Source organism: Limosilactobacillus ingluviei str. Autruche 4 (assembly GCF_000312405.1).
Classification (GTDB): Bacteria; Bacillota; Bacilli; order Lactobacillales; family Lactobacillaceae; genus Limosilactobacillus; species Limosilactobacillus ingluviei.
Genome location: NZ_HE997175.1, coordinates 13,852 through 37,874 on the forward strand (window position 1 = coordinate 13,852; position 24,023 = coordinate 37,874).

Here is a 24,023-nt window from a genome sequence, read left to right on the forward strand (position 1 = left end):
AGCGGACTTAATTATCTTTAGCTTTGATCAATCATCTAACCGTCCGGTGGGGATGTTACTTACGGATTTAAAGGATGGTGTCAACTGCTTTCATCAACGGACTTAAAAAGCCATCCGAAACTGGATGGCCAAGGGTTAAGGTTATTTCGCGGGTTCATTTTGGGCGGCCATCTTGCGCAGGTAGGCCCAGATTTGCGGGCGCCGGGTCCGCAAGGCGACCAGGCCGATCAGATACAAGAGCAGGCACAGGCCGATCCAGACCGGACTTTGCGAGATAAAGGCGGCGAAGATCAGGGCATTGAGTGGCCGGGCAATCAAGTTAAAGCTGGTGATCAAGACGACTCCGGTCGGCAGCGCCGTCCCGTATTGGGCAACAGCGGCGGTGTAGACGTCGCCAAGCCAGCTGGCCGCGTACAGGCCCAAGGAGAACCAGATTACCCCGGTGGCCAGGATCTTCAGCAGATTACCGCGGGTCAGGGCCACGATCGATTCAATCATGAAGGGAATTGCGATCAGGTCCACGACCGGCAGGGCCCGGTTACCCGGCAAAAGAAAGGCCACTCCCACCATCAAGGGGATCAGCAGCATTCCCGCCATCAGGGTGGTTGTTTCCCCGTAGCCAACCCCATCGTCAATCGCTAAAAACCAGCGCTTGGGGTCCGTTAAGTCCGTGCTGGCTTGGTCGCTGGTCTGGTGGCGTTGGTCGATTGCCGCCGCCAGCGGGGCAAAGGCGCCGGCAAAGACTTGGGTCACCAGCGGGAAGATCGTCATGATCGCGGCGAGTTGGATCGTAAATTGGGCGATCTGCCCCCAGGCACTCAAGCTGGTTAGCCGGGTCAAGTTGCCTAAAATCCCGATCAAAAGGCCGAGCAAGGCGCCAAGGACGGTGGGCTCGCCCAAGAGACCGAAGCGGGCTTTGAAGCGGGCCGGAGTGACGTGGACCCGGTTAAAGCCCAGCAGGTTCCACAAGGGATCGAGCAAGAGGATTGGGACCACTTGCTCGATGTTGTGGGGCGCGGCAACGGTAGCGTTTTTGATCCCGTAAAAGGCGGACCAGGCGTCGGCTTGGATTTCGGCTAACAGCAAGGTGACCAACAGTAAAAAGGTCGCCAAGCCCAGGGCGAGCCCCAAATTATGGGTAACGGTATAGGCCATTGTCGCCCAAATCATAAAACCAAAGTTATTCCAGAGGTTTGAGGGCATAAAGACCCTGGTGATTTTAAGGGCAAAGAGAGCCAATTCCAGCAGCAGCCCGCCGATGAAAAAGGTCAAACCAACGGTGGAACCAAAGGCGGCCAGTGAGCCGGTCTGCCAACCGAGGTCGACGATGGGCAGGTGAATGCCGGTAGTTTGGACCATTTGCTTGATCAGCTTGGTCACGGTCGGGGTAAAGGCGCTGATCAGCCAGCCAAAGCCGGTCAGCCCGACCCCGGCGGCCAGGGCGCTTTGCAGGGCGACTTTCAGCTTCACCCCCAGTAAGCCGGCGACCAAAAAAATCATTACCGGCACGATCACGCTGGCGCCAAAAGTGGTAAAGAAGTGATTAACCGCGTTGAGCATGATGGACATCCTTTCTACGAACCGCGCAAGTGAGCGCATAATTAAGATAATTATACGAAATGAACGGCGAAAACCGAAACAATCTGCCCACGCCAGGCGTACAATGGGGATAACCAAAACAAAGGGGGAATCACAATGACAGTGGCACTGATTACAGGAGCGACCGGCGGTTTGGGCCGGGCCTTGGCCTTTGAACACGCCCGGCGCGGGGGCGATTTGATTTTAGTGGCCCGCAATGAAATGAAGTTGGCCAGCCTGGTGGCCGATTTGCACCACCAGTGCCCGGCCAGCCGGGTGGCGACGGTCACCGCCGACTTTGCCAAGGGACATACGGCCGCCCAGGTCTACCAAGAAGTGCAAGGCTTTGATTGGCCGGTCGATTATTTAATCAATAACGCCGGCTTTGGCGGCCAGGGGAAATTTATTGACCGCAGTCTGGCAGCGGATTTGACGATGCTGCGGGTCAACGCCGCGGTGCCGACGGAATTGATGAAGCTGTTCTTACCGGGGATGGTCAAGCGCGGTCGGGGGCGGGTCTTAAACGTCTCGTCATCAGCGGCCTTTTTCCCGGGGCCCGAACAGGCCGAGTACTTTGCGACCAAGGCCTACTTGACCTCGTTGGGCAACGCCTTGTGGCAAGAAATGCGGACCACGGGGGTGACGGTGACGACCTTGATGCCCGGGCCAATTGAGACCGGCTTTGCGGCGGCTGGTCATTTAATGGCCACCAAGCTCTTTGCGCCCGGGACCGGGGCCGACCCGGCCGTGATTGCCAAGGCTGGTTACGCGGGGATGTTGCAAGGTAAGCTCAATGTCGTGGCCGGGCTGCCCTGGTGGATGCAAGTCACGGCTAAGGCCTACCCAATTTTGCCTAAACGCTTGGTTTTAAAGGTGGTTGAAGAGTTGCAACGGGTGCGGCAGTAATGATCAAGCCAGTGAAGTCCGGTGGGGGAGCTCACCGGATTTTTTTGGTGGGCGCAGTTATTGCGAAACAATCTAAAAGAGTCTAAAATGAATTTAACAATCTAAAAGAGTCTAAAAGTATCTAAAACCAAATCAACAATCTAAAGAAATCTAAAAAGGAGTGATCAGATTGCAAACGAACCCATTTAATCCTACGTTTGGGGATGTGCCCCAAGTGCTGGTGAATAAACATCAAGTGCCGGCCCAAGATTTAGCCCAATTGATTGAAAGCAGTAATTATCCACGGGCGATTTTTATTACTGGGGTTCGTGGCTCTGGCAAAACGGTTTTGCTAACAAAAACGGAAAAAGAATTAGCCCGGCAGCCCAAGTGTTGCGTAATTGATTTGCTGAATAACGAAACCTTGATTGAAGATCTAAAGCAGCAGTTGGCTCAAGCCGCGGCCAATCCGGTTAAGAAAGGATTGGCTAAGTTAAGTTCACTCTCGGCAGCGGGGATTACCCTTGAATTTCAAGCTCCGGGGGCTAGTGATCAAGTCGTCATTCGCCAGTTGCTGGAAAAGATTAAGCAACAGGGAAAATACGTGGTTGTAGTAATTGATGAGGTCGATAATTCGCCGGTGATTCGCGAGTTTGCCCAACTATTCAGTGCGATGAAACGGTTTGATCTTCCTTTGTTTGCGTTAATGACCGGATTGCCAGATTTGGTGCTAGACGTCCAAACTGCCGATCGGTTGACCTTTTTATTGCGGGCGGATAAGGTGGCCCTGTCACCTTTAAATTTAGTAGCCATGACGATGGCCTACCAACAGACATTAAAGTTGGACTTACCATTGGCGCAACGGATGGCAAAATTAACGGCTGGCTACTCCTACGCCTTTCAACTGTTGGGCTATTTGGTCTTTGAAACGGCCAATGGGGCGCCGGTTACGGAGGCGACGATCAATTCTGTCATGGATCAGTATCAGCTATATTTATTTGAGAATGCTTATCAAAAAATCTTTGCGGATTTATCCGAAATGGATCGCCAGTACTTGGTGGCCATTGCGGACAATCCCACTTTTGCGACGGTCAGTGAACGGATGAAGAAATCGCGCTCCTATGTATCTCAGTATCGCCGGCGGGCGTTGGCGCGCCATTTGATTGTTGCTACTGGCTATGGCAAAGTGGCCTACACTCTGCCGCAATTTAAGGAATTTATTCTGGCCACCCAAGATCCAGATACGATTTATTACCAACCAGTCGAGATCGGCGGTTAGGTGCTATTCGGCACTAAAGCCCGGTCTGATCCCCTTTTGGGGGGATCGACCGGGCTTTTTGCGTATCGCGAAATGAAACCGCTTCAATAAATTTGCCATCTTGTATTGATTTGTCCGTACAAAAATCATAAAATGTAATTGTTTTAAGATGAATTAATTACAAATATCGATTTGTACGGAAGTTACGTGAGGTGAAGACAAGTGGAGCGCGAACAAATTAAGCAAGCCATCTTAGCCGGGGAAACGGCCCTCGGAATCGAGCTGGGGTCGACCACGATTAAGGCGGTGTTGGTCACTAATGATTTTCAAGTCGTGGCCAGCGGGTCGTACGTGTGGGAAAACGAACTCGATCACCATATCTGGACCTACCCACTCGCTAAAGTGTGGGATGGGATTCAAACCAGCTATGCCAAGCTGGCAGCCGAGGTCAAAAGTGAATACGGCGTGGCGCTGACTAAGCTGGGGTCGGTGGGGATCAGTGCCATGATGCACGGGTACTTGGCCTTTGACCAACACGATCAATTGCTGGTGCCATTTAGGACCTGGCGCAACAACATTACTGGCGAGGCAGCCGCGAAGCTGACGGAATTGTTTGGCTTTAACATTCCAGAACGCTGGAGCATTGCTCACTTGTACCAAGCGATCTTAAACCACGAAGCCCACGTCAAGGACCTGGCCTTTCTGACGACCTTGGACGGGTACGTAACCTGGCAGTTGACCGGGGAAAAGAACACCGGGATCGGCGATGCTTCCGGGATGTTCCCAATTGATGAAGCAACCCATGACTACGATGCGAAGATGTTGACGCAGTTTGCTAACCTGCCGGAAGTGGCGGCCTTTGATTGGCACATCAAGGACCTGTTACCAGAAGTCTTGCTGGCTGGTCAAACGGCGGGGCATTTGACGGCAGCCGGGGCCAAACTGCTCGACCCAAGTGGGCAGTTGCAAGCTGGCGCCGTCTTCGCCCCATCCGAAGGGGACGCCGGCACCGGGATGGTCGCAACCAACGCGGTTCGCAAACGGACGGGGAACGTCTCAATTGGGACGTCAGCCTTCTCAATGGTGGTCTTAGACCAAGCTTTGACCCAAGTCCACCGCGACATCGACGTCGTCACGACCCCAGATGGGGCGCCGGTAGCAATGGTCCACACCAACAATTGCTCCTCAGACATTAACGCCTGGGCCAACGTCTTTAACCAGTTTGCTCGCTTGCTCGGGGTTGATCTCAAGCCGAATGAACTGTACGAAAAACTCTTTGACGCGTCCCTGCGCGGGGAACAAGACGCCGGGGGTTTGGTGAACTTTGCTTACCTGTCCGGGGAAAACATTACCCGGGTCCAAGAAGGCCGGCCAATGCTGGTCCGCAAGCCCGACAGCAACTTCTCGTTAGCCAACCTCTTTAAGGTCCAACTATACTCGGCCTTTGCCCCGCTGAAGATCGGGATGGATATTTTGCTGCGCGAAGAGCACATTAAGACCGATTCGCTGGTGGCGCAAGGGGGCCTCTTCAAGACTCCAGTCGTGGCCCAACAAGCTCTGGCCGATGCCTTGGATACCCCAATTACGGTGATGAGCAACGCCGGCCAAGGGGGCCCGTGGGGGATGGCCGTACTGGCCCTCTTTACTGCGGATAACCGTGGCAAGAGCCTGGCCGATTACCTCGACCAAGAAGTCTTTGTCGCCAGCGAAAGTGCGACGCTGATGCCGGAACCAGCCAGCGTGAAGGGTTACGAACAATTTATTGACAACTATAAGCAGGCCATGCCGGCTGAACAAGCGGCGGGCGAAGCCATGAAACTGGATTAAGGAAGGAATCAAAGATGCTCGAACAATTAAAACAAGAAGTTTACGAAGCCAACATGCAACTGCCCAAATTAGGCCTGGTGTCCTTTACCTGGGGGAACGTTTCCGGGATTGACCGGGAAAAGGGCTTGTACGTGATCAAGCCGTCCGGGATGCCGTACGATGAATTAAAGCCGGCCGACATGGTTGTGGTGAACCTGGCCGGGGAAGTCGTCGAAGGGGACTACAATCCATCATCTGACACGCCAACCCACACCTACTTGTACAACCACTTCCCAAAGATCGGCGGGATTGTGCACACCCACTCCCCGTGGGCGGTGGCCTTTGCGGCGGCCAAGTTGGACATTCCAGCGATGAACACGACCCATGCCGATACTTTCTACACCGACATTCCCGCCGCTGACGCCCTGACGAAGGACGAAATCGAAGCCGACTACGAAGGCAACACCGGGAAGACGATCGTCAAGACCTTTGAGGAACGGGGCTTGGATTACGAAGCCACCCCGGGGACCCTGGTTTCCCAACACGGGCCTTTTACCTGGGGGGCAACGCCGGCTAAGGCGGTTTACAACGCGAAAGTACTGGAAGTCGTGGCCGAAGAAGACTATCACACGATGCAAATGACGATGGGCGACTCCCACCTGCCCCAATACCTCTTGGACAAGCACTACTACCGCAAGCACGGCGCCAACGCCTACTACGGGCAAAATAACGCCCACTCTAAGGACCATGCGAAGCGGTTATAACCGGTTAAAATAAGTTAGTTGTTTAAAAGAACTTACCTGGCCAGGGGCGGGGTGAGTTCTTTTTATTAATGTTTTATTTAACGTCAGATCGGTAGCAGAAAGGCGGTTAGTTGCGTTATGATAAAAAGATATAGAACATATCAAGCAAAATAATTGAGGAGTATTATGGCGGAGATTAAATACGAAATCGTAAAAAAAGGACTGAAAGAAGCCATTGAACGCGGTGATTATCAGGTAGGGGATAAGCTGCCGACGGAATCGGACTTAATGGCTCAGTACCAGGTCAGTCGCTATACGGTGCGGCGGGCCGTTGGCGAACTGCAAAATGATCACTATGTTTATCGGATTCAAGGTGGGGGGATGTACGTTGATGATTGGCAAGATAGCGTGCAAAAACGGACAATCAATAACAAGATGATTGGGGTTGTAACCACCCACTTGGCTGATTACATTTTTCCTAGCATCATCAGTGGGATTGACCGGGCGATTTCTGCCCGGGGGTATTCGCTGATTATCAGTAATACGCATAATAACCGGGAAAAAGAAGCCCAGAGCCTGCAAAAAATGTTGGATAACCAGGTCGCCGGGCTGATTATTGAACCCACCCAAAGTGCCATGCCGGATCCCAATATTGAACTGTATCAACAAATTGAGGCGGCCAAGATCCCGACTTTATTTATCAACGCGCACTATCCGCAACTGCAAGTGCCATTTTTGGAAACCAAGGATATGGAAGCCGAGCTGGCGATGACGGAATACCTGATTAGCCAAGGTCACCAACGAATTTTGGGGATTTTCCAAGTCGATGACATGCAAGGGACCCACCGGATGCGGGGCTTTATTAATGCTTATATGGCCCACCCGGAAATTTCGTACCTGAACAAGACGATTATGTACCAGTCCGGACAGGATATGACCAAGGTCTTGAAGCAGGTTTCAACGATTATGAGTCAACCCGAACACCCAACAGCCGTGATGTGTTACAACGATGAGTTGGCGATCCAAATTATGGACGTGATTCGCTCGTTAGGCTTGCGTATTCCAGAAGACGTCAGCGTCACTGGTTGTGATGACTTTGTCTTGGGCCGCTACATCAAGCCGCGGTTGACGACGTTGGAACACCCAAAGGAGAAGATGGGGCTCGATGCGGGGACGATGATTGTCAAAATGATTGAAGGGGAACCCGTCGAATCAATCAAATACGAGATGCCACCGCATTACAATGAATCGGTAGCGAAACGGAACTAGGGAAAGTCGTTGTTAGCAACGGCTTTTTTCTTTTGGCCAAGGAAGCGTTTTGAATTTGTACGTAAATTGTATTGAATTTATTTGGTTAGTCTGTTATCATATCTGATGAAATCGCTTACGACTTATCGATACCTATTAGGACAAATTTCTATGGAGGGTAGGTCGAATATGAATAAGACTATCTCGAATAAATTTATTTACTTCTTTGGCTCCTTCGGGGGCATTCTCTTCGGTTATGACATTGGGGTGATGACCGGGGCCTTGCCGTTCTTGCAAGTTGACTGGAACTTGTCGGGTAATGCTTCCATTGTCGGTTGGATCACTTCAGCCGTAATGTTTGGGGCGATCTTCGGGGGCGCCTTGGCGGGGCAATTATCTGACCACCTGGGACGGCGGAAAGTTATTCTTTACTCAGCAATTATTTTTGCCTTGGGGTCCATCCTGTCTGGGGTGGCACCACACAACGGGGCCTTATTCCTGGTGATTGTCCGGATGTTCTTGGGGTTGGCCGTTGGGGCGGCCTCAGCCCTCGTGCCCGCCTACATGTCAGAAATGGCACCAGCTAAGATGCGGGGCCGGCTGTCCGGGTTGAACCAAACGATGATTGTGTCGGGGATGCTCTTATCTTACGTCATGGACTTTGTTTTGAAGGACTTGCCAGGTACTTGGGCTTGGCGGACGATGTTGGCCTTGGCGGCCGTACCGGCGATCATCTTGTTCCTCGGGGTGCTGCGGTTGCCAGAATCACCACGGTTCTTGCTGCAAAATGGGGATGAAACAGGTGCCCGCCACGTGCTGGGGATGATTCGCTCAACGCAACAAGAAATTGATGAGGAATTAAGTCAAATCAAAGCGACGGCTAAGGAAGAAAAGGCTGCGGCGGCTCACGTTAGCTACAAGATGCTGTTTAGCAAGAAGTACCGTTACCTGGTAATTGCTGGGGTCGGCGTGGCTGCTTTCCAACAATTCCAAGGGGCCAACGCGATCTTCTACTACATTCCACTGATTGTTGAAAAGGCAACCGGGAATGCGGCCAGTTCAGCCTTGATGTGGCCGATTATTCAAGGGGTCATCTTAGTGCTTGGTTCCTTGCTCTTTATCGCCATTGCCGACAAGATTAAGCGGCGGACGTTAATTATGATGGGTGGGACCGTGATGGCCCTGTCCTTCCTCTTGCCATCCTTGATTCACTACATGGTGCCAAACGTTAACCCGATGATGATCGTGGTCTTCTTGAGTATCTACGTGGCCTTTTACTCCTTTACTTGGGCGCCGTTGACCTGGGTGATTGTGGGGGAAATCTTCCCGCTGTCAATCCGGGGCCGGGCCGCTGGGCTGGCGTCATCCATGAACTGGGTTGGTTCGTGGTTAGTTGGGTTAGTCTTCCCGATTATGACCAGCACGATGTCACAAGAAGCCGTCTTTGCCATCTTCGGTTTGATTTGTGTCCTGGGGGTTCTGTTCGTTAAGTTCCGGGTCCCAGAAACGCAAGGGAAGACCTTGGAAGAAATCGAAGCTCAAGGGACGTTAAAATAAATCAATAACAATTTTGGAATTTGTATTGATTTATCCGTACAAATATTTTACAATGCAAATTGTAAGCGATTTAGTTTGAAAGTTGATTTGGAAAATGTGTTTATTGGCATAGGCACAGTTTTAACAAAGGGGATTATCAATCATGCGGAATGTAGATTACAAGTTTTGGTTCGTTGTCGGCAGTCAACCCCTCTACGGGCCGGAAGCACTAGAAGCTGTTGAAAAGGACGCTAAGGAAATCGTCGCTAGCTTGAACGAAAGTGGCAAGCTGGACTACCCGGTGGAATTCAAGCTGGTTGCTACGACGGCGGACAGCATTACCAAGTTCATGAAGGAAGCTAACTTCACTGATGAAGTGGCCGGGGTGATCACTTGGATGCACACCTTCTCACCAGCTAAGAACTGGATCCGCGGGACGCAATTGCTGCAAAAGCCATTGCTCCACCTGGCAACCCAATTCTTGAACAACATTCCATTCGATTCGATCGACATGGACTACATGAACTTGAACCAAAGTGCTCACGGGGACCGCGAATACGCCTACATCAATTCCCGGCTCCACATCCCAGCCGCTTCGGTTTACGGCTGGTGGGGTGACGAAAAGGTCCAAAAGGAAATTGCGGACTGGCAACACGTTGCGATTGCCTACAACGAAAGCTTCCACATCAAGATTGCCCGCTTTGGCGACACGATGCGGGACGTGGCCGTGACGGAAGGTGACAAGGTCGCTGCACAAATCAAGTTGGGCTGGACGGTTGACTACTACCCAATCAATGAATTGGTTGATGTAATCAACGGTATCTCTGAAGAAGCGATCGACGAAGCTTACGCCGACCTGGAAAAGAAGTACGACCTGGTCGAAGGCGACAACGACCACGACAAGTACGTTCACTCCGTGCGTTACCAACTGCGTGAATACCTGGGAATCAAGAAGTTCTTGGATGACAACGGCTACGATGCCTTTACTGACAACTTCCAAGACTTAAACGGCTTGGAACAATTGCCAGGTTTAGCGGTCCAATTGTTGATGATTGACGGCTACGGCTTCGGTCCAGAAGGGGACTTCAAGATGGCTGGTTTAACCCGCCTGCTCAAGATTGCCGCCGACAACAAGCAAACTGCCCTGATGGAAGACTACACGCTTGATCTGCGGGCCGGCCACGAAGCGATCATGGGCTCGCACATGCTGGAAGTCGACCCAACCTTGGCTTCTGACAAGCCACGGGTAGAAGTTCACCCACTGGGCATTGGGGGCAAGGACGACCCAGCCCGGCTCGTCTTCACGGGGGCCGAAGGTAAGGGTTACGACATTACCCTGTCTTACTTTGACGATGGCTACAAGTTCATTGGCTACCCAGTGGACTGCAAGACGCCAGAAGCTGAAATGCCGAAGCTGCCAGTGGCTAAGCAAATGTGGACGCCAGAAGTCGGCTTGGAAGAAGGGGCTAAGCAATGGATGCGTTACGGTGGGGGTCACCACACCGTCTTGACCTTAACGCTGAGCGAAGCCCAATTGAAGCAACTGGCTGACCTCTTCAAGGTTGACTTCATCAGCATCAAGTAATAACGTTACTCCTCAATGATCTGACCACGCTCTTTCTAGAATAAATGCAACCTTAATCAAGGCGCGCCGCTCTTCCGTGACTGCACACACGGAAGAGCGGCGCGTCTTTTGTTGGAAAATTTATCGCCCAGCAGGTCAAATGAAAAAGTGAATTTTCGCTTTCACGACGTATATAAGAAATAGGGGCTAAATTTAGTCCCGCAATTTTGAAGGAGGCGAAAATGATGCCAGAGAATTTAACGTTGGAACGGGCGGCTTTACGAGCTGAGTGGCAACAAAAGACAATCAAGGACGATCCGATCTTCGGGACGGTGATGACCAATCCTGAGTTGTGTGCCGAGCTGTTGCGGCGGGCCTTGCCGGAATTAACGATTAAGTGGGTCAAGGACGCTGACCCCCAGCACACGATCCAAGCCACCCCAACGGCCAAGGGGATTCGAATTGATGTCTATGCGCGGGATGATCGGAACCGAACTTACACCATTGAAATGCAGATGGTGAATGAACACAATCTGCCCTTCCGGATGCGAGAATACCAAGAGTTGATGGACCAGGAGATCCTAAACAGCGGTGATGATTACGACAAGTTGGCCAACTACCCAACTTACGTAATCTTTTTCTGCAACTTTGACTACTACCGGCGCGGCTTGGCCCGCTACCAATTTGAGTTCCGGGACAAGTGGCACCCGGAGATCGCCGCAGGTGACTTGCGGACGCTAGTCGTTTTTAACACCAAGGCGAAGGACTACCAACACGCTGCTGAAATCCGCCCTTTTCTTGACATGATCCGGGGGACCGTCGATACTAAGGATAAGTTTATTGCCGCCGTGGATGCGGAAGTGCAAGAAATTCGTGCCGATAAAAAGCGGGAGGCGAGGTTTATGAAGGAACAAATTGAACGGCGCCGTGAGTTGCGCAAGAGTCGGGAAGCAGGAATCCTAACAGTCGCTAAGAATATGGCGGCCCAGGGCATTCCGCAAGAGCAAATTATTACGATCATTGCGACTTCAATGGGGACTTCAACCGAAGAAGCCCAAAAATTTTATGATCAAGCAACGGTGGCTAACTAAATTTTATTAACTCCAACTGTCCCAGAAAGATTTTGATGTGGTTCTCTCGTGGGAAGAATGGGACCGCCGATGCTAAAGATAAATTCATTGCCGCCGTGGATGCGGAAGTGCAAGAAATTCACGCCGATAAAAAGCGGGAGGCGAGGTTTATGAAAGAACAAATAGAACGGCGCCATGAGTTGCGGAAGAGTCGGGAAGCAGGAATTTTAGACATGGCAAAGGCGTTAGAAAAGCGGGGGATTGCGACTTCAGAAATTGTCGCAACCATTGCGGATATGCAATCCATTTCTCAAGCCGAAGCGCAAAAATATTATGATCGGCTAGTCGTTACCGGTTAATTCACGATATGGCAAATAAAATGCGAAGGGTGCGCCCATCACTAATTTCAGTGGTGGGCGCACCCTTTTTGAGTTATAGAGGTTTCGTTGGCCTGGTCCGCACGTCTTTGGGGAGCTTGCCATACATCCGTTTAAAGATTTCACGACTCGTTCGCCGGTTGGTGAGCCCATTTTGCGCCATTAAATCGGCAATGCTCTCGTCGCTATGAAGCAAATCGTCGTAGAGATGACTGAGCTTCACTTCGTAAATATACTCAATCAAAGAGAGGCCGACTTGCTGTTTGAACAGCCGCGACAGGTAGTTGGCGTTGTAATTGAAACGCGTGGCTAAGCCCTGGACGGTTAGCCGTTGGCGGTGGTGTTCATTAATGTAGATGATGATGTTGCGAATATTGCTGACGACGGTGGGCAAGGGCTGCTCAGTCCGGAATTCTTGGAAGAGGAGTTTCAGAATGGTTAGCAGCGTAATGCCAAAGTCAAAGGGGGTCGTGGCATCGGGATGCTGAATCAGCCGGCCTAATGCGTAAATCTGGGTGACAACCTGTTGGTAAGCAGGGGATGCTTGGTGACGATTGGTAAAAGTGACGTTTTCGGGGTGGGCGTAGTAAGGCGTGATGAATTGGATCGGGATTTGGAGGACGTAGGCTTGGTTGGGATCGTTGGCAACGTCGTGGACGACCCCGGAGGGGATGATGATAAATTGATTGTCCCTCACGTGGTAGACCTGGCCGTTTAAAGTAAACCGCAAATGACCTTTGACCACGGTAATGATTTCTAAGCTGCTGTGCCAGTGAAAAGGCACGTAGCCGTTGGTAGTGACGTTAGAAAAATAGAAGCGTACGCCGGGTTGTAAATTAGGCACAACATTTTCGTGGTGTTGACCGCTCATCATATTCCCTCCTAAAAAGTAACAATTCTTACTTGGTTAGTGCAGTTTGTTGATCATATCAACTAACACTATTGTAACGAATGCGCTTTCAAGATATGATCTAAGCGTTGATTCGAATCAGAAATTTTTGTTACTGATTTAGTAAGGATTATAAAGCTTAATAGGAGAAAAGAACAAGATGGGAAAAGTTGTAAATCCAGTTATTCCAGGTATGGCACCAGATCCGTCAATTGTTCGAGTGGGTGAAGATTATTACTTGGCGACTTCGACTTTTCATTGGCAACCAGGTATCCAACTCTTTCATTCCCGTGATTTGGCGAATTGGGAAGCAGTTGGTTACGCCTTGACGAAGGAAGAAGTCAGCCTCCAAGGTACTAATACCCCGGCCGGGATTTGGGCGCCGCATTTGTCGTATGATTCAGCTACAAAGCGGTTTTGGTTGGTATACTCGCACATGCAAAATATGGCCGGCCGAGAGTTTAACGCCGATGCCTATGCGGTCTGGGCGTCGGATATTCGGGGGCCGTGGTCAAAGCCCCTGTACTTAACCTCGATTGGGTTTGATCCTTCGCTTTACCATGCACCAGATGGTCACCATTATTTGGCGATCTTGGAGTGGGAAACGCGGGAGGGCTATCAAGCGCCAGGGCACATTGTATTGGCGGAAGTTGATCTGACTACCGGTCAGGTTGGGGAATGGCACCGCGTTACGCAAGGCTTTACGACCCGGGGATGTGTTGAAGCACCGCAATTATATTATCACGATGGATATTATTACTTGTTGTTAGCGTCAGGCGGCACGGGCTATGGCCATGGAATTGAGATTGGCCGAGCCAAATCAATTTTTGGTCCGTATGAACCAAATCCGACCGGTGAACCAATTCTGACTTCGCAACCGGCGCATCTTTTCTCACTGGGAGATCCCGATGCTGGGCACTTTGAAATGTACAATCCGCACTCGCCAATTCAAAAGGCGGGGCACGGTTCGCTGGTCGAGACACCAGATGGTCACTGGTATTTGACCCACTTAATGGCGCGACCATTACCAGGGACGAAGCTGAACCCTCTAGGGCGGGAAACAGGCTTGCAGCCGGTTAAGTGGACCGCGGATGGTTGGTTAACGTTAACGGATGGCAGCAATCTGGCCAAAGCAACGGTAGAAATTCCTGGTGCGCAGGTTCAAGACCAAGCGGGTTGGGACATTGATGAGGATTTTGCCACGGTAATTTATGATCAACGGTTTATGACCCCTTACCACCCGCAAAGTCCGGCTTGGTTGGATAATACGATTCCGGGGAAGCTGAAAATTTACGGCGGGAATTCCCTGTTTTCCCAGTTTGCACCATCAATTATGGCAACGCGGGCCACCTCATTAGACTATACCGTGCAAACGAAGGTGCAAATTAAGCCGGATCATTATTCAGAATCGGCCGGGGTAGGCTTATATTATGATTCCAACAATTGGCTTTATGCCCGTCTTGGCTTGGCAGACGACGAAAAGCAATTGACCTTGCGCTTGATGCAGGCCAAACTCGGCCAGCGGTTGAACTACCGCTTTGATGAAGTGGGCGTCCCAGCGGGTAGCGTAGAAATTAAGCTAACGTATCATTTCGGGGTGGCGACGATCAGCTACCGGTTTGCTGCGGATGAAGCTTGGCAAGCCCTCGGCCAGCCAATTGACGTTCAATACCTTTCGGACGAAGGGGTGAATGGCGAACCAGGCGAAATTGGTGGCTTTACTGGTCTGTTTAACTTTATTGGGGCCGTCGATGCCCATCAGCATGACTCATACGGTGAATTTAGTTACTACCGTGTAATTAATCAAGGAGGAGCAAACGCATGAAGAAAGTAACGATTCCGTTGCCCCGGCTGATTCCGGGGTTGATTATCGGTCCCGGGAGCTGGTTGGGGCCGTACATTGTAATGAACAGTCTGTTTTTACCGGCCTTGATCCAACACTTGGATGCGCCGCACAAGGTTCAACTGGTGGCCCTCTTCTCCACCTGTGGGATGATCGTGGCTGCCATTTCCAACATGGTGGCCGGAGCGCTTTCAGATAAAACCCGATCGCGCTTTGGGAAGCGGGCCCCGTGGATCGTCGGTGGGGCCTTGGTCTTCATGTTGACGATGATATGGGCCTCTTTTGCGACCAATATTCCGATGCTGTTAGCTGCTTGGATGGTTGGACAAGCGGCGCTGAACTTCATTGTGGCGCCAATGGTGGCTTGGATTGACTTTGCTCCAGAAGACGGCAAAGGGGCGGCTTCTTCGGCTTATGGTGGCTTGGGGATGGCCTTGGGGAACAACGGCTTTAATGTCGTGGGAGCCCTGTTCTTAGGCCAGTACCGCTTTGGTTTTATTGTCTTTGGGATCATTGCTTTCATCGGTACGGTTTTAGCAGTTTTGATTGTCCACGAACCAAGTAACTTAGATGAAACGGTGACAACTAAGGAAACCAAGCAAAAGTGGTCATTAAAGGATTTGACGGTTATTTTTCCAAAGTGGTCAGTTGGCCGGGATTACTACTTAGCTTTGATTGGTAAGATGTTCCAAGGGGTCGGCAACTTTGCCATTACGGGCTATATTTTGTACATCATGACCGACTTCTTACACCGGGGGAGCCAGACCCAATCTTCAATCCAGTTGATTAACACGATTATGCTGATTTTCGGGATTTTGATGGGGTTGTTAGCAGGACCGGCTTCCGATAAGCTGAAGATTTTGAAGTTACCGGTTGGTTTCTCGACGATTTTCCTAGCGATTGCCGCTTTAGCCTTGTTCTTCTTCCGAAATACGACGGGGATCTTTATTTATGCCTTCTTTGCCGGCTTGGGAATGGGGCTGTGGAACGCCTTGGATAACTTGTTAAACTTGCGGGTCATTCCAGATGAAAATCGGGTCGCCTTCTTCTTGGGTGTCTACAACCTGGGAAATACCGTTACCCAAGCGATCGCGCCAATTATTGCGGCAGCGGTAATTTCTGTCTTTGGTTACTCAGCCATCTTCTTTGTTTCCTTTATCTTTGCTTTAATCGGCGGACTATGTGTCTTAGCGATTAAAACGGTAGATAGGTAAAAATTTGGATATAAAACTCAGACCGCCAGAGCGTTGATTGCTGTGGCGGTCTTTTGGTGTATCTTTAAAAAATGCTTCTCAAAAGGCAGCTAATAGAAAGTTTTGCAAATTATGGCGAATAACTATGTCATTTTTAATTTATTAACTATAGAAGAGCTTCATCCGTAGATCTTGGTTATAGTTTCCAAATCCCTTGCCAAAAATAGTGCATCCCCCGTTATTAGTAGCAATTGACTTAATTTCAAAGCGAAGAATAAAACGGTCAGGAATAAACTCAAGGTCCTGTAAGCATACATCTGACCAAGGTTTACCATCGAGATAGGTACCATGATCAGTGATGCGGAATATTTTTTGTAAGCCATATTGATTAACGTTATTCGGAACCCAATTAGGAGTATATTTTCCTCTAACATCAGAAAAATCACCGGGACTTGTCCAATATCCCAATTCAGTTCCGTTGACGGATACTGTAATGTCGGACGGCCAATTATTGTTTGAGAAAGGAAATTCGCTTCCTAATTCAGCAATAATATCAATCATTTGAAGGGTATCTTGTTGGGTTAGGTGATTTGGAACTTGATATTCGAGATAGCCGTTATTCCACCAAATCATTCCAGCGTTAAAGCGACGGGGATCAATGAAGTAGGCTGGCTCATCTACTTTACCAATGTAGCCAGTTTGATCTGCCATCCCACAAGATGGTTCAACATGGAAATTGGTAAATTGACCCACTGGGATATCAGTTTGGTATACATTATAAGGTTCATATATTTTTTTCGGAAAGTTGATATCAATATGGTCAACCTCGAGTTGTGCCATTTTACAGTGTCCTTTTTGATAAAAATCAATGATACCTGCTTCTGCAAGTTTCTTTAAATGGAGTGAAGTAATGGTTTGACTAAGTTGCAAAGCTTTTGCGAGAGCTTGAGCATTTTGCGATCTTTGAGCAAGCAGCTGGATGATTTGCAACCGAACAGGACTAGCTAAAGCTTTATAAACAGCGAGATCAGTAAGTGAAATATTAGTTTCCATAGTATTTGTCCGTATAAATAATGAGATTTAGTTGAATTGAAAAAGCCTAATAACAAGTATACTAAATATATATATTGATTAAATAAGCAAAAAAGTCTCTTGAAAACGATATTATAAACGTAAATGTTTATCATTCTCCAAAAACAGTATAACTTCCAACAAATTTAATTGCAACCGCTTACCAAGGATTATATCTTATATTTGTAAGCAAATTGTTATGGATTTTGTTGAAAGGGGAGAATGATGGTGGCATTACCGAGTTATACAGCACCATTGATTATTCAAAGAGCCGATCCGTTTATCTATAAGCATACTGATGGATACTATTACTTTACCGCTTCAGTCCCTGCTTATAATTTAATTGAAATTCGTCGTGCTAAGACATTGGAAGGGTTGGCACATGCTGCACCACGGACAGTTTGGCGCAAACATGATAAGGGTCCAATGAGTCAATTAATCTGGGCGCCAGAAATTCATTACATTAATAACAAATGGTACATCTATTTTGCGGCTGCGGAAACGACAGCGTTTGATAAAAATGGTATGTTCCAACATCGGATGTTCTGTATTGAATGTGCTAACCCAGATCCGATGCAGAGTGAAGAAGATTGGGTAGAGAAGGGGCAAATCCAAACGGGTATGGATTCATTCTCCCTAGATGCAACAACTTTTGAGCATAAAGGTAAGCTTTATTATGTCTGGGCGCAAAAGGACCCAGATATTAAAGGAAACTCTAATTTATACATTGCTGAAATGGAAAATCCGTGGACTCTTAAAACCAAACCTGTAATGCTAACTAAACCAGAATATGATTGGGAAACCAAGATTTTTTGGGTAAATGAAGGGCCAGCGGTTCTTCATCGCAATGGACGCTTCTTCTTAACTTATTCAGCTAGTGCTACTGACGAGAACTATGCAATGGGGATGCTTACGGTAGCTGATGACGTTGATTTGTTAGATTCAAAAAATTGGACAAAATCGGCGCAGCCAGTTTTCCAAAGTGACTTAGCAACTCATCAATATGGTCCTGGTCATAATTCATTTACAGTTGCTGAAGATGGTGAGACGGATTTAATGGTTTATCATTGTCGTAATTATACGGATATTAAGGGGGATCCTCTGTACGATCCTAACCGTCACACCTTAATTAAAGCCTTTACGTGGAACGATGATGGAACCCCTAATTTTGGTAAGCCGGTTCCGTACAACTATGAATAAGGAGAACTGTTAATTATGAGTAGTGATGTAAAACAAAAGAAAGACTTTTGGGGCTTTCCAGTCACCCACTTTTCGTATTTCTTTACTTGGGCAATTGTTTTTGGTTATCTGACACTTTGGTTGGAGCAACAAGCACACTTTAATGGAGTTGAAGCGGGACTTGTCTTTTCAATGATGTCGGGGTTATCGCTGTTATTCCAACCTATTTTCGGAATTGTTTCTGACCGTTTGGTAATGAGAAAAGACTTGGTAATTGCTATTGCGGTTGGGATGATTTTAGTTGGGCCATATTTCCAATGGGTCTTTAATATCTTCTTGGGGATTAATGCGACGGCTGCTGCTTTGGTTACGGGACTTTACCTTAGTTTTATTTTAAACGGTGGGGTAGCCGTAATTGAACAATACGTTCAACGTGCCAGTTTAACGAATAAATTTGAATATGGTCACTCACGGATGGGCGGCTCATTAGCTGGGGCGGTTGCATCTTTAATTGGTGGTCGCTTATTCCTCTGGAGTCCAAACTCGATTTTTTGGGCATGTACGATTTCTGCCATTATTTTAACTTGTTGCTTTGTGTTCAGTGATAAGATCCACATGGAGAACATTGAAGCCGCTTCAGGTAAGGATACGTCTGCTAAGCTAGATTGGAAACAAATTGCTTCAATTTTCAAGCTGCGAAACTTTTGGATTTTATCACTCTTCTACATGGGGACATCAGCTGTCTATGATACTTTTGATCAGCAGTTTATTATCTTCTTTAAGACATTTTTTGATACTGCTTCATCAGGGACTATCGCTTATAGTTACATGATCAGTGCTCAAACGGCGATTGAATTTCTGTTGATGATTCCAATGCCGTGGTTGATTAACAAGATTGGTTCACGGAACGGGCTAATCATCTACGGGGTAGTCTTAGCAATTCGGATTATTGGTTCTGCTTTGGTACCCAATGTAGCCTTTATCATTTTCTTGCGCTTGTTAGCTGGGGTTGAAATGCCGTTATTGCTGGTTTCGATCATGAAGTACATTGCGGGGGCGTTTGATTTGCGCTTATACGCCACCGTATATGCTCTGTCATCTAATTTTGCTAAACAAATAGCGCTATTCTTCTTCTCATCATTTGCCGGGAAGCTCTACGATCAAATCGGTTTCCAACACACCTACTTAATTTTGGGTATTATCGTTGCAGTTGTAACTGTCATCTGTGCCTTGACGTTAACCAAGGAAGATCCTGTTCAAGCAGGTGAAGTTAAAGAAGCAAATTAATCTCTAGGAAATGAGTTTGAAGAGGATTGTTCATTAATTGAGCAATCCTCTTTTTGAGTTAATTGATTAAATGACTGTGTACTAATAATTCTTCTAATTGGGCTTGTGACCGGACGTGGTGCAATTGCTCGATCCACTGATCATCTTGAATATAGTGCATTAATGTTCCAAGAACTTTTAAATGTTGTTTCGGATCAATTGGCGCTAAGCCAATAATTAAATTAAGCTCTTTCTTTGAACCGGTGATCCGAAAGGGCTCTTTGAAAAATGTATACGTAAAGCCAAGCTGATTGACCCCAGCGCTTGGTGCAGCATGCGCCAAAAAGATGCCTTTCCCAATAGCCATGTAATCGCCATGTTCTTCAGTAAGCTGAATAATTCTTGAAGTGTAGCGCGGTTCGATGGAGCCGTTTTTTATCAACGGATCCATGGCCAACCAGGTAGCGTTTTTCCACTCAACCGCTCGATCGACATATGTGGCAAAACTATTGTCAAAGGCTGTTGGGACAATAGGATTGGCGGTCGGAGTAACTTGTCCGACATATTCTTTGAGTGCTTTTTCTAAACCTTGATAATCAACAATTCGAACGTAATTTGACATTACATCAATTAACGAGTTGATATCGATTTTGGTGTTTGTCTGTGAGGCATATTCAGGGATCGCTCCAGTTCGTTTAAGCCAAGTTCCAATCTGTTGCCAATCAGTTGTGGTTGGCATTACAGGGACGGTAATCATTGGACGAGTGGTGGATAGTCGTTGCGGTAATTTAACGGTACTAATAACTAATCGTACATTATTGAGTGAGGCATTCTCGTACTGAAAAGTATTGTAGGGTCCGATGAATTCAACCATTGGGTAGTGACTTCTTAGTTGCGAAATCAATAGTTGTGACGTACCAATTCCGCTGGAACAGATTACCATCACACCGCCATGGCTATTGGTTGGCAAGTCAAGGTTTCGAATTGCACCGCTAAAGTAAACGGTAATTAATGCAATTTCATCATCAGATAATGGTTTACCCGTGAATGTGACAAATGGTTCGACAGCTTTACGGGTAAGTTCAAAAGACTCGCGGTAGTCGGTTTGAATCTGCTTTAGTAACGGATTATGATACTTAATTCCATACATACACCGATAGTAGGTTGAAACCATGTGGACGGAAAGATTTTGCACTAACGTTCCCTTATTAACTTGTAGCTCAGTACCAGAAATTTCATTGAAGCGTTCAATCATCCGAACGGTAATAGGATAAAGCTTTTTTACGAGAGGATTTTCCTGATTGACATGTTGGAATGCTTGCGTGTTGATAATCTCAGCCAAAAATTTAGCTTCGGCTGGTAAATCAACCCCAAAATCATGCAAAAAACTGTTAGCCCATGTGAATGCTAAGGTTTCAGGTTCAGCTACTGGTTCCTTTAGCTGATATTGAGGGAAAGTTTTGATTCGCTCGAGCACCCACTTTATGTATAACACTAATGAGTGAAAAGCTTCGTCAACGAGCGTATTTCCGGTGATTTTTTCTAATAAGTGCAATTGCTGATTGATTCGTTTGTCATCAGAGAAACTTAATTGATCATGAACCAGTTCGAACAGTTGGTTAAAGTTAGCAAAGACCCAGCGCCGCTTGTTGACTTCATCACCCAGCATTGTTTTTCCTAGGGGTGAATTTTTTAAGACAATTCCCTTTGGTAAATTTCGTTCAATTGCTGCTAAATCATGAATAGCGGTGTTCCGGCTAATCCTGAAGAAACGGCTGAACTGATTGATTGATGTAGTAGAGCGACTAACTAAAAGCCATCGCATTAGCAACTGTCGCTCAATTTTATTAACTGAAGAACTACACCACGGATTAGCGAGAAAATCGGTAAAGCTAGTAGCTCGCTTCTCTTGCGTTTGCAGTTGTTGCAAAGCTCGAGCAGTTTCTTGAGGAAGTACATAACCAAGTTCATGAATATGTTCGATTTCATCAAGTTGGTTTTCAGCTAAAGAAAGATTAACCGCTTTAATAGTGTAGAAGATACTTCGGCGGGATAAGTTCATTCGTTCTTCTAGTGTTTTTAAGTTGACTCCAGCTGGATTTTGTTGGAGTAACTTCAACAACTCATTACCGTGTTTATTGCGAATAGCTAACATTTGCAACTCCTAACTAACCTTTTTTGTTAAGATAGTCTAGTTTTTGCACTTTTGCAAGTGTTTTCTTTGCACTTGTGACATAACAATCAAATCAATATTATTGAGTTGTAATCGAGTTAGTTAGAGACGGGGGTGAAGCTTTGGCACTGGATTTATTGGATTCTCAAACTGTTCAAGTGGTTGACGGGAAGGATTTAGATTGGCGGATGGCGATTAAGAAAGCAGCCGATCCGCTAGTGCAAAAAAAGCTGGTTGGAAATGATTATGTCGATAAGATGATCCAAGTTGTGGATGAACAAGGGCCATATATTAATATCGGTCCAAACATCGCTTTGGCGCATGCACGACCTTGCCCAAGTGTAAAAAAGGTCAGCTTATCGTTAATGAAAACTAACCAGCCAATCAACTTGGTTAATGATCAACACCCAGTGAAATTATGGTTTGTTTTAGCCGCAGTTGATAGTACTAGTCATCTTTCAGTTATTCAGGAATTGTCAGCGCTGCTGATGAACGCGGAGAATACACAAAAGTTACTCGAGGCTGAGTCTGTTGAAGAGATTTTAGATGTATTAGGTCATTCAAAGGAGGTATAAGTCATGAAGTTTGAAGCTTTATGTCAATCAGGTCTCGGAAGTAGTTTTATGGTTCAAATGAATATTCAAAACTTACTTCAAGAAGAAAATGTTCAAGCGGAAATTGAAGTGGATCACTCAGATATTGGGAGTGCTACTGCTGATCAAGCGGATTATTTTTTCTTGGATCCCACGTTAAAGACTTCGGCAGGTAGTTTGCCGCAAGACCGTTTGATTATTCTAGAAAGTCTTGTGGATGCAAATGAATTGAAAGAAAAGGTTAATGCCGTGTTAGACAAGGAAGGCATTGCTCACGATTAATGATTTCTTTTAGGCTGTCACTTTCGAGGTTAGCAATTATTTAATGGCAGCGTCTTAGTACGAGGAGGTACACCATGAAAGCTGTATTAAACTTCTTCGTCAGTCTTGTACAACAACCTTCACTATTAGTTGGGTTATTAGCTGTACTGGGTTTACTTCTCCAAAAGAAGAAAGCGACTGACGTGGTCCAAGGTGGGGTTAAGACCTTTGCAGGGTTCTTGATTTTAACCGGTGGGGCCACTATCTTACAAAATGCTTTGGTACCATTTGCCAAGATGTTCAAATTTGCTTTGAACGTCCAAGGGGTGGTGCCAAGTAACGAAGCGGTTGTTGCCATTGCATTGGTTAAGTATGGTTCAATTACCGCGCTAATTATGTTTGTTGGTATGGTTGTGAATATTGCGTTGGCTCGCTTTACGAAATTTAAATATATTTTTTTAACGGGGCAAGCAATGCTATATGTATCTTGTTTGACTGCGGTCATCTTGGTTAGCGCAGGAATGGGTACCGGCTGGAAGACAATTTTATTAGGCGGCTTGTTTGAAGGAACACTTTTAACGGTTACTCCAGCTTTGTGTCAGCAATTTATGCGCGAAATTACTCATGGTGACGCGGTTGCGATGGGGCACACCGGGAACATCGGCTATGCTTTAGCTGGTTGGGTTGGTAAGATTTTTGGTAATAAAGAACACAGTACCGAAGATATCCAATTCCCTAAGGCGCTTGGCTTTTTACGGGACTCTACAGTGTCCATTACTTTAGTGATGGCAATTGTTTACATTTGCCTTGCACTTGCCTCCGGTCCAGCTTTTGTGGAAAGTAAGTTGAGCGCTGGGACTAACTTCTTGGTTTACGTTATTGTTCAGGCCGGTACTTTTGCCGCCGGGTTTGCTGTGGTACTGCAAGGGGTTCGGATGATTTTGGCAGAAATTGTGCCAGCCTTCCAAGGGATCTCTAAGAAGTTGGTACCGAACTCGAAACCAGCTTTGGATGTACCAATTATCTTCCCTTATGCTCCGAATGCTGTTTTACTCGGCTTCTTTGTTTCGTTTATTGTCGGGACGATTTCAATGTTTGTCATGATTGCTATGCACACAACAGTTATTATTCCAGGGGTTGTCGGTCACTTCTTCTGTGGGGCGGCAGCTGCAATCTATGGTAACTCAAAAGGTGGCCGGCGGGGTGCGATTCTCGGTGCCACTGTTAACAGTCTGCTGATTTCGTGGTTACCATTATACATTTTACCAATGCTTGGAAGCCTCAAGTTGGCTGCTTCAACCTTTGCGGATACTGATTACTTAGTACCGGGGATCTTACTTGGAAAACTTGGCAGCTTTGGGAATGCGGCGGTTACCTTTGGAATTCTTGGTTTCGTTGTGATTGTTGTCTTGATCAGTATGTTTATGAAGACACCTACAACAGCCAACAACGCTGCCAAATAAGCTGAATGCTTGAAATAACTACTTTGA

At 47.4% G+C, this 24,023-nt stretch carries 20 protein-coding genes; 16 read left to right on the plus strand and 4 right to left on the minus strand.

Translation table 11 applies throughout. From position 1 onward, the window contains the following. Positions 1–141: 141 nt before the first annotated feature. Positions 142–1,560 carry a PTS transporter subunit IIC gene (locus tag BN54_RS07430; protein WP_019206552.1) on the minus strand — a complete coding sequence of 473 codons (1,419 nt, stop codon included), beginning with the start codon at positions 1,558–1,560 and terminating at the stop codon, positions 142–144. A gap of 135 nt (positions 1,561–1,695) precedes the next feature. On the opposite strand from BN54_RS07430, the gene BN54_RS07435 reads away from it, so the two are divergent. The 9 genes from BN54_RS07435 (at position 1,696) to BN54_RS10355 (ending at position 12,047) form a co-directional block, all read left to right on the plus strand. Further along, on the plus strand, positions 1,696–2,484 hold the full coding sequence (locus BN54_RS07435) for an SDR family NAD(P)-dependent oxidoreductase (RefSeq protein ID WP_019206553.1): 789 nt from the start codon (positions 1,696–1,698) through the stop codon (positions 2,482–2,484). Positions 2,485–2,653: 169 nt separating this feature from the next. Next, positions 2,654–3,742 carry an ATP-binding protein gene (locus tag BN54_RS07440; protein WP_019206554.1) on the plus strand — a complete coding sequence of 363 codons (1,089 nt, stop codon included), beginning with the start codon at positions 2,654–2,656 and terminating at the stop codon, positions 3,740–3,742. A gap of 201 nt (positions 3,743–3,943) precedes the next feature. Beyond that, positions 3,944–5,548 carry a xylulokinase gene (locus tag BN54_RS07445; RefSeq protein ID WP_019206555.1) on the plus strand — a complete coding sequence of 535 codons (1,605 nt, stop codon included), beginning with the start codon at positions 3,944–3,946 and terminating at the stop codon, positions 5,546–5,548. Positions 5,549–5,562: 14 nt separating this feature from the next. Continuing rightward, on the plus strand, positions 5,563–6,291 hold the full coding sequence (locus BN54_RS07450) for an L-ribulose-5-phosphate 4-epimerase (protein ID WP_019206556.1): 729 nt from the start codon (positions 5,563–5,565) through the stop codon (positions 6,289–6,291). A gap of 165 nt (positions 6,292–6,456) precedes the next feature. After that, entirely contained in the window at positions 6,457–7,539 is a 1,083-nt protein-coding gene (locus BN54_RS07455) for a GntR family transcriptional regulator (protein ID WP_019206557.1), read from the plus strand. A gap of 150 nt (positions 7,540–7,689) precedes the next feature. Further along, the gene (locus BN54_RS07460; RefSeq protein ID WP_040470065.1) at positions 7,690–9,075 is read left to right on the plus strand and encodes a sugar porter family MFS transporter; all 1,386 of its coding nucleotides are present in this window, start codon (positions 7,690–7,692) and stop codon (positions 9,073–9,075) included. A gap of 142 nt (positions 9,076–9,217) precedes the next feature. Next, the gene (araA, locus tag BN54_RS07465; protein WP_019206559.1) at positions 9,218–10,639 is read left to right on the plus strand and encodes an L-arabinose isomerase; all 1,422 of its coding nucleotides are present in this window, start codon (positions 9,218–9,220) and stop codon (positions 10,637–10,639) included. Positions 10,640–10,863: 224 nt separating this feature from the next. After that, positions 10,864–11,709, plus strand: coding sequence for an Rpn family recombination-promoting nuclease/putative transposase (locus BN54_RS07470; protein WP_191976453.1), 846 nt, complete (start codon positions 10,864–10,866; stop codon positions 11,707–11,709). A 35-nt stretch (positions 11,710–11,744) separates the two neighbouring features. Beyond that, positions 11,745–12,047, plus strand: coding sequence for a hypothetical protein (locus BN54_RS10355; protein ID WP_019206561.1), 303 nt, complete (start codon positions 11,745–11,747; stop codon positions 12,045–12,047). Between the two features lie 73 nt (positions 12,048–12,120). On the opposite strand, the gene BN54_RS07480 is transcribed toward BN54_RS10355, so the two are convergent. Then, positions 12,121–12,936, minus strand: coding sequence for an AraC family transcriptional regulator (locus tag BN54_RS07480; RefSeq protein ID WP_019206562.1), 816 nt, complete (start codon positions 12,934–12,936; stop codon positions 12,121–12,123). A gap of 178 nt (positions 12,937–13,114) precedes the next feature. Here BN54_RS07480 and BN54_RS07485 point away from each other — a divergent pair, with 178 nt between their 5' ends. Both BN54_RS07485 and BN54_RS07490 read left to right on the plus strand, forming a co-directional pair. After that, positions 13,115–14,779, plus strand: coding sequence for a glycoside hydrolase family 43 protein (locus BN54_RS07485; RefSeq protein WP_019206563.1), 1,665 nt, complete (start codon positions 13,115–13,117; stop codon positions 14,777–14,779). Then, positions 14,776–16,011 carry an MFS transporter gene (locus BN54_RS07490; protein WP_019206564.1) on the plus strand — a complete coding sequence of 412 codons (1,236 nt, stop codon included), beginning with the start codon at positions 14,776–14,778 and terminating at the stop codon, positions 16,009–16,011. The genes BN54_RS07485 and BN54_RS07490 overlap by 4 nt, the downstream gene beginning before the upstream one ends. Positions 16,012–16,152: 141 nt before the next feature. On the opposite strand, the gene BN54_RS07495 is transcribed toward BN54_RS07490, so the two are convergent. Next, positions 16,153–17,043 carry an ArsR/SmtB family transcription factor gene (locus BN54_RS07495; RefSeq protein WP_019206565.1) on the minus strand — a complete coding sequence of 297 codons (891 nt, stop codon included), beginning with the start codon at positions 17,041–17,043 and terminating at the stop codon, positions 16,153–16,155. Between the two features lie 243 nt (positions 17,044–17,286). On the opposite strand from BN54_RS07495, the gene BN54_RS07500 reads away from it, so the two are divergent. Next, complete coding sequence (locus BN54_RS07500; RefSeq protein ID WP_019206566.1) at positions 17,287–18,261, plus strand: glycoside hydrolase family 43 protein; 975 nt, start codon at positions 17,287–17,289, stop codon at positions 18,259–18,261. Positions 18,262–18,276: 15 nt separating this feature from the next. Further along, entirely contained in the window at positions 18,277–19,527 is a 1,251-nt protein-coding gene (locus BN54_RS07505) for an oligosaccharide MFS transporter (protein WP_019206567.1), read from the plus strand. A 58-nt stretch (positions 19,528–19,585) separates the two neighbouring features. Here BN54_RS07505 and BN54_RS07510 read toward each other — a convergent pair whose 3' ends face one another. Beyond that, positions 19,586–21,661: a BglG family transcription antiterminator gene (locus tag BN54_RS07510; RefSeq protein WP_155818345.1), complete on the minus strand. Its 2,076-nt coding sequence runs from the start codon at positions 21,659–21,661 to the stop codon at positions 19,586–19,588. A 140-nt stretch (positions 21,662–21,801) separates the two neighbouring features. On the opposite strand from BN54_RS07510, the gene BN54_RS07515 reads away from it, so the two are divergent. The 3 genes from BN54_RS07515 (at position 21,802) to ulaA (ending at position 23,996) form a co-directional block, all read left to right on the plus strand. Next, entirely contained in the window at positions 21,802–22,254 is a 453-nt protein-coding gene (locus tag BN54_RS07515; RefSeq protein WP_040470069.1) for a PTS sugar transporter subunit IIA, read from the plus strand. A gap of 3 nt (positions 22,255–22,257) precedes the next feature. Continuing rightward, positions 22,258–22,554 carry a PTS sugar transporter subunit IIB gene (locus BN54_RS07520; protein ID WP_019206570.1) on the plus strand — a complete coding sequence of 99 codons (297 nt, stop codon included), beginning with the start codon at positions 22,258–22,260 and terminating at the stop codon, positions 22,552–22,554. 74 nt (positions 22,555–22,628) lie between these two features. Then, on the plus strand, positions 22,629–23,996 hold the full coding sequence (gene ulaA, locus BN54_RS07525) for a PTS ascorbate transporter subunit IIC (RefSeq protein ID WP_019206571.1): 1,368 nt from the start codon (positions 22,629–22,631) through the stop codon (positions 23,994–23,996). Positions 23,997–24,023 lie beyond the last annotated feature (27 nt).